Origin of the sequence: Stenotrophomonas rhizophila (assembly GCF_001704155.1) — a bacterium.
Taxonomy (GTDB): Bacteria; Pseudomonadota; Gammaproteobacteria; order Xanthomonadales; family Xanthomonadaceae; genus Stenotrophomonas; species Stenotrophomonas rhizophila_A.
In genome coordinates, this window is record NZ_CP016294.1 from 988,437 (window position 1) to 1,000,771 (window position 12,335).

General features: G+C 67.8%; 15 protein-coding genes. 10 read left to right on the forward strand and 5 right to left on the reverse strand.

The genetic code is table 11. The features are described from left to right. The first annotated feature begins 19 nt into the window (after positions 1-19). Positions 20-1,291, forward strand: coding sequence for a sensor histidine kinase (locus BAY15_RS04290; RefSeq protein ID WP_068849308.1), 1,272 nt, complete (start codon positions 20-22; stop codon positions 1,289-1,291). A 249-nt stretch (positions 1,292-1,540) separates the two neighbouring features. Here the strand turns inward: BAY15_RS04290 and BAY15_RS04295 are convergent, their stop codons facing one another. Further along, complete coding sequence (locus BAY15_RS04295) at positions 1,541-2,269, reverse strand: SGNH/GDSL hydrolase family protein (protein ID WP_068849310.1); 729 nt, start codon at positions 2,267-2,269, stop codon at positions 1,541-1,543. Positions 2,270-2,458: 189 nt separating this feature from the next. Between BAY15_RS04295 and BAY15_RS04300 the strand changes: the two genes are divergently transcribed. The 9 genes from BAY15_RS04300 to BAY15_RS04340 all read left to right on the forward strand — a co-directional run bounded on the left by BAY15_RS04300 (position 2,459) and on the right by BAY15_RS04340 (position 8,592). After that, positions 2,459-2,839 carry a diacylglycerol kinase gene (locus BAY15_RS04300; protein WP_068849312.1) on the forward strand — a complete coding sequence of 127 codons (381 nt, stop codon included), beginning with the start codon at positions 2,459-2,461 and terminating at the stop codon, positions 2,837-2,839. 39 nt (positions 2,840-2,878) lie between these two features. Then, positions 2,879-3,628, forward strand: a complete 750-nt coding sequence (locus BAY15_RS04305) for a TerC family protein (RefSeq protein ID WP_068849314.1) — start codon at positions 2,879-2,881, stop codon at positions 3,626-3,628. A 147-nt stretch (positions 3,629-3,775) separates the two neighbouring features. Continuing rightward, positions 3,776-4,417: a LemA family protein gene (locus BAY15_RS04310; protein WP_068854548.1), complete on the forward strand. Its 642-nt coding sequence runs from the start codon at positions 3,776-3,778 to the stop codon at positions 4,415-4,417. An 18-nt stretch (positions 4,418-4,435) separates the two neighbouring features. Beyond that, a complete protein-coding gene (locus tag BAY15_RS04315) occupies positions 4,436-5,317 on the forward strand; it encodes a TPM domain-containing protein (RefSeq protein WP_068854549.1) in 882 nt (293 codons plus the stop codon). Then, the gene (locus tag BAY15_RS04320; RefSeq protein WP_068849316.1) at positions 5,317-5,805 is read left to right on the forward strand and encodes a TPM domain-containing protein; all 489 of its coding nucleotides are present in this window, start codon (positions 5,317-5,319) and stop codon (positions 5,803-5,805) included. Before BAY15_RS04315 ends, BAY15_RS04320 begins: the two co-directional genes overlap by 1 nt. 51 nt (positions 5,806-5,856) lie before the next feature. Next, positions 5,857-6,753, forward strand: a complete 897-nt coding sequence (gene lgt / locus BAY15_RS04325; RefSeq protein WP_068849318.1) for a prolipoprotein diacylglyceryl transferase — start codon at positions 5,857-5,859, stop codon at positions 6,751-6,753. Then, positions 6,750-7,544 (forward strand): thymidylate synthase, encoded by a 795-nt coding sequence (locus BAY15_RS04330; protein ID WP_068849320.1) that lies wholly within the window; start codon positions 6,750-6,752, stop codon positions 7,542-7,544. The genes lgt and BAY15_RS04330 overlap by 4 nt, the downstream gene beginning before the upstream one ends. Further along, on the forward strand, positions 7,541-8,101 hold the full coding sequence (locus tag BAY15_RS04335) for a hypothetical protein (RefSeq protein WP_068849322.1): 561 nt from the start codon (positions 7,541-7,543) through the stop codon (positions 8,099-8,101). The genes BAY15_RS04330 and BAY15_RS04335 overlap by 4 nt, the downstream gene beginning before the upstream one ends. Continuing rightward, positions 8,098-8,592 (forward strand): dihydrofolate reductase, encoded by a 495-nt coding sequence (locus BAY15_RS04340; RefSeq protein WP_068849324.1) that lies wholly within the window; start codon positions 8,098-8,100, stop codon positions 8,590-8,592. The genes BAY15_RS04335 and BAY15_RS04340 overlap by 4 nt, the downstream gene beginning before the upstream one ends. 528 nt (positions 8,593-9,120) lie before the next feature. Here the strand turns inward: BAY15_RS04340 and BAY15_RS04345 are convergent. Genes BAY15_RS04345 through pdxA form a run of 4 tightly spaced genes read right to left on the reverse strand, consistent with a single transcriptional unit; the run spans position 9,121 to position 12,330 of the window. Then, positions 9,121-10,119: a symmetrical bis(5'-nucleosyl)-tetraphosphatase gene (locus BAY15_RS04345; RefSeq protein WP_068849326.1), complete on the reverse strand. Its 999-nt coding sequence runs from the start codon at positions 10,117-10,119 to the stop codon at positions 9,121-9,123. A gap of 13 nt (positions 10,120-10,132) precedes the next feature. Beyond that, entirely contained in the window at positions 10,133-10,516 is a 384-nt protein-coding gene (gene apaG, locus BAY15_RS04350; protein ID WP_068849328.1) for a Co2+/Mg2+ efflux protein ApaG, read from the reverse strand. Positions 10,517-10,537: 21 nt separating this feature from the next. After that, the gene (rsmA, locus tag BAY15_RS04355) at positions 10,538-11,353 is read right to left on the reverse strand and encodes a 16S rRNA (adenine(1518)-N(6)/adenine(1519)-N(6))-dimethyltransferase RsmA (RefSeq protein WP_068849330.1); all 816 of its coding nucleotides are present in this window, start codon (positions 11,351-11,353) and stop codon (positions 10,538-10,540) included. Then, positions 11,350-12,330: a 4-hydroxythreonine-4-phosphate dehydrogenase PdxA gene (gene pdxA / locus BAY15_RS04360; RefSeq protein WP_068849332.1), complete on the reverse strand. Its 981-nt coding sequence runs from the start codon at positions 12,328-12,330 to the stop codon at positions 11,350-11,352. The genes rsmA and pdxA overlap by 4 nt, the downstream gene beginning before the upstream one ends. Positions 12,331-12,335 lie beyond the last annotated feature (5 nt).

Here is a 12,335-nt window from a genome sequence, read left to right on the forward strand (position 1 = left end):
ACTCGACCTGGACTTCGTAATGCCGCACGGTCTGCCGCGCAAGATCCGCATTGTCTTCATCCTGCAGGCCGTACTGGCCAGCCTGGGCATCCTGCTGGGCGCGTGGCTGGTCTCGCTGGTGATCAAGCACAGCCTGGTCAGCAGCGCGCTGCAGGAAGAAGCGACATATTTCTGGGACCTGCACGCGGCCTCGCCCGCGCAGCCGCCGCCGAACACGCGCAACATCCGCGGTTACCTGCTGGAGGCCGGGCAATCGGCGCTGAGCCTGCCGCCCAACCTGCGCACGCTGGCGCCGGGCTTCCACGAGTTGAAGGCAGACGACCAGCTGGTGTTGGTCGATGCGCGCCCGGAAGGGCAGCTGTACCTGGTGTTCCTGCGTTCGCGCGCGGAGATGCTGGCGTTCTGGTTCGGCATCGTGCCGGTGCTGCTGACGCTGCTGGCGGTGTATGGCGCGTCGTGGATCACCTACCGGGCGTCGAAGCGATTGGTCTCGCCGGTGAACTGGCTGGCGCGGCGGGTGTCGCGCTGGAACCCGGGCCATCCGGAGGCGTCGGACCTGGCACCGGACAAGCTGCCGGCGGACATGCAGGGCGAAACGCGGCAGCTGGCGGCGGCCCTGCATTCGCTGGCCACGCGGGTCACCGCGCACGTGGCACGCGAACGCAACTTCACCCGCGATGCGAGCCATGAACTGCGCACGCCGCTGACCGTGATCCGGGTGGCCAGCGACATGGCGCTGGGCGACCAGGACATGACGCCGCGGCTGCGTCGCGGGTTGCACCGCATCCAGCGCGCGGGCCGCGACATGGAGGCGGTGATCGATGCGTTCCTGATCCTGGCACGCGAGGCGGACGTGGAGCCGCAGATCGAACTGTTCGACGTCAACGAGATCGTGCGCTACGAAGTGGACAACGCGCGCGAGCTGATCGCGGGCCGGCCGGTGGAGATCCACCTGCACAGCGAGGCACCGGTGCACCTGCACGCGCCACCGCGGGTACTGCAGGTGGTGGTCAGCAACCTGCTGCGCAACGCGTGCAGCTACACCGACGAAGGCCGTATCGACGTGGACGTGCTGGACGACCGGGTGGTGGTGCGCGACACCGGCATCGGCATGTCGGCCGAAGCGCTGTCGCGCGCGTTCGAGCCGTTCTACCGCGCCGAACCCAGCCGCCCGCAGGGTACCGGCCTGGGCCTGTCGATCGTGCGCCGCCTGTGCGACCGCTTCGGCTGGAAGATCGCCCTGACCAGCGAACCCGGGGTCGGCACCCAGGCCACGATCATCTATCGCTGACGCGTAAAAGCGCAGAGCAACGGCGTTTCCATTGCCCGCGTGCAGGTGAGCGGCGGGGGTGGGCCCGCGGGGGGCGCCGTTAACCCATCCTTGGGGGCTTGGTCGCCGCATCCATGCGGCTCACACCCCCGCAAACCCACCCCCGCCACTCCCCTCGATGGTGTGCGAGCGCGGTAGGGTCGGTTCCCAAACGACTGCCGACTCTGCTGATCGGCCCTTTAACGCATGACCTCAAAACAACGTGCGCTGTTACCGCTTTACCGTTGCACCACACTGCACCTTGCTTGCCAATGCCTTCCGCCAGATCGCATACCCCTCCGGCTTCATATGCAGCATGTCTTCGCGGAACAGCGCCGCGCGTGGCTGCCCGTCCTCGCCCAGCATCGGGGTGTAGATGTCGGTGTAGCCGGTGTTCGGCAGCTTCGCCAGCGCCTGCTGGATCAATCCGTTCGCTTCCACCACCGCCGGCAGCAGCTGCGCGCGCGACGGGCTGGGCTTGATCGAGATGACCTCCACGGTGGTCTTCGGCAGGTCGCGGTGCACGCGCTGCACGAACGCCACCACGTCGTCGCGGACCTGGGTCGGTGTGCGGCCGCTGTTGAGGTCGTTGTCGCCGGCGTAGAAGAACACTTTGCACGGCGCGTACGGAATCACGATCTGGTCGGCGTACCAGGTACTGTCGCGCACTTCTGAGCCGCCGAAGCCGCGGTTGAAGACGTTCTGGCCGGGGAAGTCGGCCGCCAGGCTTTCCCACATCCGGATCGAGGAACTGCCGATGAACTCGATGCCGCCGCGTGGGGGCGGGCTGGCGGCGTCGGCCTTGGCGAAGGCGGCCATGTCGCCGGCCCAGGCCACGTTGGAGACCTGTTCGGGGACCTGCGGCGGGGCCGGCACCGGGGCGGGCGTGAGGGCCAGGGCGGGCAGGCTGGCGGTGAGCGCCAGGGCGAGCAGCAGGGGGCGGGCGAAACGCTGGGACATGAACGACTCCTTTGATGCGTAGGGTCATTCTAGGCCGGGTGGGCCGGCCAACGCCCGGCACGGCCGGGTGGCGCCGCCACCCTTGTGGCAAAATGGCGGATTGTCCACCGCTTCCCGCGCTGCCCATGACCCCTTGTCGTGCCCCGCACCTGCCGTCCTGCCTTGTTTTCCGCTATGGGGTGACCCTGCGTGGCTGATGAAACCGGGCACATGCCGCGCGGCCCCAAGCGCATCTTCAAGGCGGCGGTGTGGTCCTGGCAGGGCCTGCGGGCGGCCTGGCTGCACGAGTCGTCGTTCCGGCTGGAGGTCTACCTGCTGGTCGTGCTGGCACCGCTGGCGCTGTGGCTGGGGCAGACCCCGGTCGAGCGCGCGCTGATGATCGGTTCGATGCTGCTGGTACTGGCCATGGAGCTGGCCAATTCGGCGATTGAAGCGGTGATCGAGCGCTACGGCGCCGAATTCCACGAGCTGGCCGGCCGCGCCAAGGACATGGGCTCGGCGGCGGTGTTCGTGCTGATGATGAATGTTCTGCTGTGCTGGGGCCTGGTCCTGGCGCCGCGCGTGCTCTGACGCGCCCCCCGTTCTTCCCCTTAGTAAGGATCCAGGTCCATGTTGCTTGAACTGCTGTCCGACCCGAACGTCTGGTTGACCCTGCTGACCCTGAGCGCGCTGGAAATCGTGCTCGGCATCGACAACCTGGTGTTCATTTCCATTGCCGTGAGCAAACTGCCGGAATCGCGTCGTCCGTTCGCGCGCAAGCTGGGCATCGCGGTGGCGTGCATCACCCGCATCCTGCTGCTGGTGTCGCTGGCCTACCTGGCGCACATGCAGGCCAATCTGTTCACCGTGGCCGGCATGGGCATCTCCATCCGCGACCTGGTGCTGATCCTCGGCGGCCTGTTCCTGATCATCAAGGGCGGCATGGAAATCCGCGAGCTGATCACCGGCGGCGAAGACGAAGATCCCACCACCACCAAGGCCTCGGCCGTGTTCGGCATGGTGATCGCGCAGATCGCCATCATCGACATCGTGTTCTCGCTGGATTCGGTGATCACTGCGGTCGGCATCGCCGACCACGTGCCGGTGATGGTCGCGGCCATCCTGCTGTCGGTGGCGGTCATGCTGCTGGCGGCCAACCCGCTGGGCCGCTTCATCGACGCCAACCCGACCGTGAAGATGCTGGCCCTGGCCTTCATCCTGCTGATCGGTGCGGTGCTGATCCTGGACGGCCTGGACGTGCACGTGCCCAAGCCCTACATCTATGCCGCCATGGGCTTCTCGGTGCTGGTGGAGTGGCTGAACCTGCTGATGCGCCGCCGCGCGGTGGCCCACCACGTGCCGGGCGCCGGCAATTGGTGAAACCGGCCTGCGGATCCACCGGCAATGGGTGCGCGGACCCACCCGGCAGGTGACGACCGTTGGTCGTCACTCCCGGACACACTAACGGGGAATTAACCCCTATTCATGCCATTCTCCGGCCGCGTCCACCCCGATCCGGAGCCGGCCATGCGTATTTCTCCCCGACTGATCCTGCTGGCCCTGCTGGCCAGCCTGTTGTCAGGTTGTGGCTATAACTCGATCCAGCAGAAGGATGAGCAGGTCAAGGCCGGCTGGGCCGAGGTGCTCAACCAGTACAAGCGCCGCGCCGATCTGATCCCCAACCTGGTGCAGACCGTGGAAGGCTATGCCAACCAGGAGCGCCAGGTGCTCACTGACGTGACCAATGCCCGCGCGCGGGTGGGCCAGGTCAACGTGAATGCCGATGACGCCGAGTCGCTCAAGCAGTTCCAGCAGGCGCAGGGCGAGCTCAGTGGCGCGCTGTCGCGGCTGCTGGTGGTGACCGAGAACTACCCGAACCTGAAATCCGACCAGGGCTTCCGCGACCTGCAGGCGCAACTGGAAGGCACCGAGAACCGGATCACCGTGGCGCGCGGCCGCTACATCCAGCAGGTGCAGGACTACAACACCTACGTCCGCTCGTTCCCGCAGCTGATCACCGCCAAGCTGTTCGGCTACAAGGAAAAGCCGAACTTCACGGTGGAAAATGAAGCGCAGATCTCGCAGCCGCCTGCGGTGAAGTTCGGTGCGCAGCCAGCGGCCCCGGCGCCCGCGCCGCCGCCGCAGCAGGCTCCGGCACCGGCCCAGTAACCGGTGAACACCCCGCTACTGCGCGCTTGGTTGCTGCTGTGCCTGTGCCTGGCCGTGCCGGCCTGGGCGCAGGCTGACGCGGCGATTCCGCCGATGACCTCGCCGGTAGTGGACACCACCGGCACCCTGGATGCCGCGCAGAAACAGGCGCTGGAGGCCCAGGCGCTGGCGTTGCAGCAGCGCAAGGGCAGCCAGCTGCAGATCCTGATGGTGCCCAGCACCCAGCCGGAAACCATCGAGCAGTACACCCAGCGGGTGTTCGAGCAGTGGAAGATCGGCCGCAGCGGCGTGGACGATGGCGTGCTGCTGGTGGTGGCCAAGGATGACCGCCGGGTGCGGATCGAGCCCGGCTACGGGCTGGAAGGCGCCATTCCCGATGCCATCGCCAACCGGGTGATCCAAGAATACCTGGCCCCGCGCTTCCGCAGCGGCGACTACGCCGGCGGGCTGGTCGACGGCAGCGCCGCATTGGTGAAGCTGATCGACGGTGAGGAACTGCCGGCGCCGGTGAGTGCCCACCGTGAACCCCGTGGCAGTGGCGGCGATGGCTTCACGCTGGCACTGGTGATCGGCTTCTTCGTGGGCACCTTCGCCCGCGCCCTGCTGGGCTGGCTGCCGCGCCCGGTGCGCGCGCTGCTGGGCGGTGGCGGCGCAGCGGTGGCTGCCTTCCTGTTCACTTCGCTGTGGCTGGCCAGTGGCCTGGCCGGGCTGATCGGCCTGTTCGTGGGCTTCTCCTCCGGCCGGGTCGGCCGCTTCGCCCGCAACAGCGGCTGGGGCGGCGGTGGCTTTGGCGGCGGAGGAGGCTGGGGTGGTGGAGGCGGTGGCTTCGGCGGTGGCGGTGGCGGCTGGGGCGGTGGGGGTGGACGATCCGGAGGCGGTGGCGCCTCGGGAGGATGGTGATGCGCGTCTGGCGCCATCTGTTCGCACCTTCGCTGCAGCGGACCTTCCCGCCGGACGCGCTGCAGGCCATCACGGACGCCATTGCCGGCGGCGAGCGCCGCCACGGCGGCCAGGTCATGTTCGCGGTGGAAGCGGATTTGCCCATGACCGCGCTGTGGCAGGGCGTTACGCCCCGGCAGCGGGCCGAGCATGCCTTTGCGCAGCTGCGCACCTGGGATACCGAGAACAATAACGGCGTGCTGGTCTACCTGCTGCTGGCCGACCACGCCATCGAGCTGGTAGCCGACCGCGGCCTGCGCGGCAGGGTGGGCGAAGCGCAGTGGCAGGCGGTGTGTGCGCACATGCAGCAGCAGTTGCGCGAGGGCGCCCTGCAGGACGCGGTGCTGCTGGCCATTGCCGAGGTATCGGACATACTGGCGGGGCACTATCCACCCGGCAGCGGGTCCAAGGATGACGCCCTGCCCAATACCCCGCAGTTCCTTGGTTGAGGTACGGCGGCGCTGGCCCGAGAATAGCCGCTTACCTGCAAGGCATTGCCCATGATCTATCTCCACGACATCGACCCCATCGCCATCTCGCTTGGGCCGGTCAAGGTGCACTGGTACGGCATCATGTACCTGCTCGGCTTCACCGCGGCCTGGTGGCTGGGGCGGCGGCGCATCGCGGCGGGGCGGCTGCCGGGCGTGGATGCCAACGGCTTCTCCGACCTGCTGTTCTACGCCATGCTCGGCGTGGTGGTGGGTGGCCGCGTGGGGTACATGCTGTTCTACGCGCTGGGCGATTTCCTGCACAACCCGCTGCTGCTGTTCAAGGTGTGGGATGGCGGCATGAGCTTCCACGGCGGCCTGCTGGGCGTGTTGTTCGCCTCGTGGTACTGGTCGCGCAAACACCGCCTGCACCTGGGTGACACCATCGACTTCATGGCGCCGCTGGTACCGCTGGGCCTTGGCTTCGGCCGCATCGGCAACTTCATCGGCGCCGAGCTGTGGGGCAAGTACACCGACGGCACCTGGGGCGTGGTGTTTCCCTCCGGCCTGCCGTCACCGCTGAACCAGCTGGACATGCCGGCGCTGCGCGAGCAGTTCGCCACCGGCGCACTCAATCAGTTCGCCCGTCACCCCTCGCAGTTGTACGAAGCGCTGCTGGAAGGGCTGGTGATGTTCGTGGTGCTGTGGGCGGTGTCGGCCACGCCGCGCCACCGCTACCTGGTCTCGGGCCTGTTCGCGCTGATGTATGGCGTGTTCCGCTTCGCGGTGGAATTCGTGCGCATGCCCGACAACGGCGTGTACCTGGCCTTTGACTGGTTCACCCGCGGCCAGCTGCTGAGCCTGCCGCTGGTGGTGCTGGGCCTGGTGCTGCTGGCCCTGTCGCGCCGCGCGCCGGTGCTGCAGCCGGTGCTGCCGGTCACCCCCGCCACGGCTGGGAGCAAGGCATGAAAGCCTACCTGGACCTGCTCGAGCATGTGCTCGAACACGGCACGGAAAAATCGGACCGCACCGGCACCGGCACGCGCAGCGTGTTCGGCTGGCAGATGCGCTTCAACCTCAACGACGGTTTCCCGTTGGTCACCACCAAGAAACTGCACCTGCGCTCGATCATCCACGAGCTGCTGTGGTTCCTGAAGGGCGACACCAACATCGGCTACCTGAAGGACAACCAGGTGCGGATCTGGGACGAGTGGGCCGACGAGAACGGCGACCTCGGCCCGGTCTACGGCAAGCAGTGGCGCAGCTGGGCCACCGCCGACGGCGGCAGCATCGACCAGATGCAGTGGCTGGTGGACGAGATCAAGCGCAACCCGGATTCGCGGCGGCTGGTGGTGAGCGCCTGGAACGTGAGCGAGCTCTCGCAGATGGCGTTGATGCCCTGCCACAACCTGTTCCAGTTCTACGTGGTGGACGGCAAGCTGAGCTGCCAGCTCTACCAGCGCAGCGGCGACATCTTCCTGGGCGTGCCGTTCAACATCGCCAGCTACGCACTGCTGACCCACATGGTGGCGCAGGCCACCGGGCTGGGCGTGGGCGATTTCGTGCACACGCTGGGCGACGCGCACCTGTATTCCAATCATTACGAACAGGCCCGCGAGCAGCTCGCGCGCGAACCGCGCGCGCTGCCCACGCTGTGGCTGAATCCGGAGGTGACCGATCTGTTCGGCTTCCAGTTCGATGACATCCGCATCGACGGCTACCACCCGCACCCGGCGATCAAGGCGCCGGTGGCGGTATGAGGCGGGCGCTTCGGGTCGCCCTGCTGATGCTGTTGCTGTTGCCGGTACTGGCACAGGCCGCAGCCGATTCCCCCGGGAACCTGGCCGCACAGGTCAATGCGCAGATCGTGCTGCGCCAGGTCAACAACAATGTTGCGATGATGGCGGACGGGTTGGGTGCGGGGTTCCTGCCCGGCGATCTGCCGGCCGCATGCGAGCCGGCAACGCGCGCGGCGGTGGCCAGCATGTCGACCGCGCTGGTGCGCTTCATGCAGGAAACATTCAACGACCCTGCCTACCAGCGCGGCTTCGAGCAACTGCTCGGCAGTGCCTGGTCGGCGCAGCAGCTGCAGGCCTTCCTGGACCGAAGCGGGGACGAGGAGCTCGGCGTGCTGAACGCCGAGGTGATGTCGGCCCCCGGCCTGCAGGCGGCGCAGGACGCGCACATGGCCCGGCTCACCCAAGCGGCCGACAGCATGATGGACGCCGACCCGGGCCTGCAGAAGGCACTGGCCGAAGTGAACAGCGCGCAGCAACACTGCGACGCGGCGCGGATGGAACCGGAGGCTGGCACGTGAAGCTGTCTCTTGTTGCGGCACTCGACCACGACCACGGCATCGGCCATGCCAACCAGCTGCCCTGGCAGCTGCCGGACGACCTCAAGCGTTTCAAGGCGCTGACGATCGGCAAGCCGATCCTGATGGGCCGCAAGACCGCGCAGTCGCTGGGCCGCGCGTTGCCGGGACGCCCGAACCTGGTCCTGACCCGTTCGGGCCAGGTACCGTTCGAGGGCATGCAGGCGGTGGCCACCATCGACGAAGCACTGCAGTTCGCGGCCGCTGCCGGCGCAGACGAACTGTGCGTGATCGGCGGCGGCGAAATCTACCGCCTCGCCATGGCGCAGGCCACCGACCTGCACCTGACCTGGGTGGATACCCGCGTCCAGGCCGACACCCACTTCCCGCCGGTCGACCCGCAGCTGTGGGTTGAAACAGCGCGCGAGCATCATGCCGCTGATGCGCGACATGCATTTGCGTTCGATTTCGTGGATTACGCGCGGAAGGCGTAAAGCCAACGGCAACAGCAACAGCCTTCGCCTGCGAGGGTGTCTGGCTTGGCCGGCGCCGGTGGGTTTGCGGGAGACGCCGTGAACCCATCCATGGGGGCTCGTTCGCGCCATCCATGGCGCTCTACGCTCCCGCAAACCCACCGCCGCCGGCCTTCGACAGTTGGCAGGTGACCACAGAAAAAGCGAAGCGCGCGATGCACGTAGGGTCGGTTCCCGAACGACTGCCGTGAACAGATCAACGCGCGGTAACGCATGGAAATGATCGAATCCGCCGTTGATCTCCCCAGGCCACCAACCAACCGTCAATGGGTCGGCGGGGGCGGGGGTACGGGGGCTTTGCGAAACATGGATGTTTCGCAAGAGCCCCCATGGGTGAAGGCGCACTGCTTGCGAGGCACTGCCTCGCGTGCGACTGAACGCACAGCCGCTGGCGGCTGGGCCGGACCCCGGAGGGGGGTTCACGGCGCCCCCCGTACCCCCGCCACCGCCGGCCCAGCGCAGATACGTTCGCAGACCAGGGCTTTGGCTTTACGCGGGAGTCGGGCTACCGTCGCCCGCATTCCCAGCCGGCTCACGCGCACGACGCGGCTGCTGCTGGTGATTCTGGCGCGGACCACGCGGCGGCCGGCCGTTGCTGTTGCCGTTGCCCGGATTACCTTCGCCGGCCGGACGCCGTGCTTGCGGACGCGGCGGTGCAACCGGCTTGGGCACATCGCGGCCCGGCACCTGCACCACGCGCAGTTCTTCGGTGTCCAGCTGCAGTGCCGTGAGCTTGCCGCCCCACACTGCACCGGTATCGATCGCATGCACGCCCTGGGTGATCGTCAGGCCCAGCGCCGACCAGTGGCCGCACACGATCTTCAGATCGCGCTCGACCCGGCCCGGTACCTCGAACCAGGGATACAGCCCCTGCTCCTGCGTGCCCGGCGTGCCCTTGTCCTCGATCCCGATCCGCCCGCGCGGCGTGCAGTAGCGCATGCGCGTGAGCAGGTTGATGATCGCCCGCGAACGGTCGTAACCGGCCAGCCCGGGCGACCAGCCCGGCTTGTCGCCGTACATGTTGCGGAACAGCTTGCGGTAGCCGCTGCCGTGCAGCTGCACCTCCACCTCGCGTGCGTGCTTCTCGGCCAGCTGCGTGGTCCACTTCGGGGCCAGGCCCGCGTGCACCATCATCCAGCCCAGCTCACGGTCCACGTGCACCAGCTTCTGCAGTCGCAGCCATTCCAGGAGTACGTCGCGGTCCTCGGCCTGCACGATCCGCAGCAGGTCCGGATTGACCTTGCGCTGCTCTTCCTCGGTGCGCGCACCGACGGCCAGCAACGACAGATCATGGTTGCCCAGCACCACCACGCTCTGATCGCGCAGCGAATGCACCAGTCGCAGCGTTTCCAGCGACTGGCCGCCCCGGTTGACCAGGTCGCCGCAGAACCACAGTTTGTCCACCGCCGGGTCGAAGCGGATCTTTTCCAGCAGACGCTGGGTGACGTCGTAACAGCCCTGCAGGTCGCCGATGGCCCAGACACTCATGCGTGCGCCTCCATCAGTGCAGCGTGCGCGGAATGGTCAACACGAAGGGCGCGATCGGGGCAGCGAACTCGGTGCCATCGTCGGCCACCATGTCGTAATGCCCCTGCATCGTGCCGTGTTCGGTTTCCAGCATGACACCGGAGGTGTAACGGAAGTCTTCACCCGGGCGCAGCCGCGGCTGCTCGCCGATTACCCCATCGCCGTCCACATGCTCCACCCGGCCGTTGCCGTCGGTGATCCGCCAGTGGCGGGCCACCAACCGCGCGGCCACGCGGCCGGCGTTATGGATGCGGATCGTGTAGGCAAACGCAAAACGCCCGTCCTCGGGCGTGGACTGGTCATCGAGGAAGCGCGGGGCGACCTCGACCGAGATCGCATAGTGTGCAGCGTCGTTCATGCAGGCAGTTTAGAGGGAGTTTCAATCTTCCGCGCGCGGCACGTTCGCCAACGCGATGAACTGCGCCACTTCCAGCTGCTCGGCGCGCGCATCGCTGCGCACCCCGGCCGCTTCGAACTGCTCGGGCGTCACCACCCCATTCAGTGCGTTGCGCAGCGTCTTGCGGCGCTGGCCGAAGGCGGCACGAACCACGTCCGCGAAGCGACGGCGGTCGATGATGCCCACCGTGTCGGGATCGCGCGGCACCAGCCGGACCACGGCCGAATCGACCTTCGGCGGCGGACGGAACGCGCCCGGCGGCACCACGAACAGCGAGGTCACCTTGCACCACGCCTGCAGCATCACGCTGAGCCGGCCGTAGACCTTGCTGCCCGGCGCAGCGGCCATGCGGTCCACCACTTCCTTCTGCAGCATGAAGTGCATGTCGCGGATCGCCGCCGCATGGTCCATCGCGTGGAACAGGATCGGTGACGAGATGTTGTAGGGCAGGTTGCCTACCAGCCGGATCTGGCCGTCGCCGGCCAGTTCGGTGAAGTTCACCTGCAGCACGTCGCGGTGGATGATGGTGAGTTCGCCCAGCGGCTCAGCGGCGGCGGTCAACGGCGCGATCAGGTCGCGATCGAATTCGATCACGGTCAGGCGCGGGTGGCGGCGCAGCAACGGCAGGGTGATGGCGCCCTGGCCCGGGCCGATCTCGACCAGGCGGTCGTCGTCTTTCGGGTTGACTGCCAGGACGATCTTGTCGATGTAAGTGCGATCGGCCAGGAAGTGCTGGCCCAGCTGCTTTTTGGCCGGCGCGGTAAACCCGGCGGCCGAGGGGGAATGCGGGGAAGTCATGGCACCAGTGTACGTTGGCGCGCCAGCCGGGCACACCACTGCGTGGCGGCGAGCAGGCTGGACGGGTCGGCGGTGCCGCGCCCGGCCAGGTCCAGCGCGGTGCCGTGGTCAACCGCCACGCGCGGGTAGGGCAGGCCCAGGGTGATGTTCACTGCCTGCTCGAAACCGCTGTACTTGAGCACCGGCAGGCCCTGGTCGTGGTACATCGCCAGCACCGTGTCGAACCCGGTCAGCTTCTGCGGCAGGAAGGCAGTATCGGCCGGCAGCGGGCCGATCAGGTCCATCCCTTCAGCGCGCAGCCGCGCCAGCAGCGGAATCACCAGGTCCAGTTCTTCACGGCCCAGGTGCCCGTCTTCGCCCGCGTGCGGGTTCAGCCCGAGCACGGCGATCCGCGGCGCGGCAATGCCGAATGCCCCACGCAGCGCACCGTGCACGATCCGCAGCGTACGCGCCAGGCCGTCCGCAGTGATCGCATCGGCCACCGCGCGGAGCGGCAGGTGGGTGGTGGCCAGCGCCACGCGGACGATGTCGTTGGCCAGCATCATCACCACCTCCACCCCGGCCTGGTCGGCCAACAGTTCGGTGGTGCCGCTGTAGGCGATCCCGCCCTGGTTGATGACCGCCTTGTGCACCGGGCCGGTGACCACCCCGTGCAGGTGGCCGTCCAGGCAGGCCTTGCCCGCTTGCAGCAGGGCGCCGATCACCGCGCCGGCGTTGGCCGGGTCGGCCTGGCCGAAGCGTGAGGGGGCCGCATTGCGGACCTCGCGCAACGGCAGATCGCCCGGCTGGCGGGCGATGGCATCTTCAGGAAGCAGGTTCAATGGCAGCGACAGCGCCGCTGCGGCCGCCCGCAAGGTATCCGGGTCGGCGAAGGCCAGCAGCCGGCAATCGGTGCGCGGCTGCTGGATCAGGCGAAGACAGAGTTCAGGACCGATCCCGGCGGGCTCGCCCGGTACCAGAGCGAGCTGCGGGATCATTGCCA

Coding starts and splice junctions, on each gene's coding strand:
- BAY15_RS04320 (WP_068849316.1), top strand. CDS start 5,317: ATGCGCGTCTGGCGCCATCTGTTCGCACCTTCGCTGCAGCGGACCTTC.
- rsmA (WP_068849330.1), bottom strand. CDS start 11,353: ATGACTTCCCCGCATTCCCCCTCGGCCGCCGGGTTTACCGCGCCGGCC.
- BAY15_RS04295 (WP_068849310.1), bottom strand. CDS start 2,269: ATGTCCCAGCGTTTCGCCCGCCCCCTGCTGCTCGCCCTGGCGCTCACC.
- BAY15_RS04305 (WP_068849314.1), top strand. CDS start 2,879: ATGTTGCTTGAACTGCTGTCCGACCCGAACGTCTGGTTGACCCTGCTG.
- BAY15_RS04310 (WP_068854548.1), top strand. CDS start 3,776: ATGCGTATTTCTCCCCGACTGATCCTGCTGGCCCTGCTGGCCAGCCTG.
- BAY15_RS04335 (WP_068849322.1), top strand. CDS start 7,541: ATGAGGCGGGCGCTTCGGGTCGCCCTGCTGATGCTGTTGCTGTTGCCG.
- BAY15_RS04290 (WP_068849308.1), top strand. CDS start 20: ATGCCGCACGGTCTGCCGCGCAAGATCCGCATTGTCTTCATCCTGCAG.
- BAY15_RS04330 (WP_068849320.1), top strand. CDS start 6,750: ATGAAAGCCTACCTGGACCTGCTCGAGCATGTGCTCGAACACGGCACG.
- lgt (WP_068849318.1), top strand. CDS start 5,857: ATGATCTATCTCCACGACATCGACCCCATCGCCATCTCGCTTGGGCCG.
- pdxA (WP_068849332.1), bottom strand. CDS start 12,330: ATGATCCCGCAGCTCGCTCTGGTACCGGGCGAGCCCGCCGGGATCGGT.
- apaG (WP_068849328.1), bottom strand. CDS start 10,516: ATGAACGACGCTGCACACTATGCGATCTCGGTCGAGGTCGCCCCGCGC.
- BAY15_RS04345 (WP_068849326.1), bottom strand. CDS start 10,119: ATGAGTGTCTGGGCCATCGGCGACCTGCAGGGCTGTTACGACGTCACC.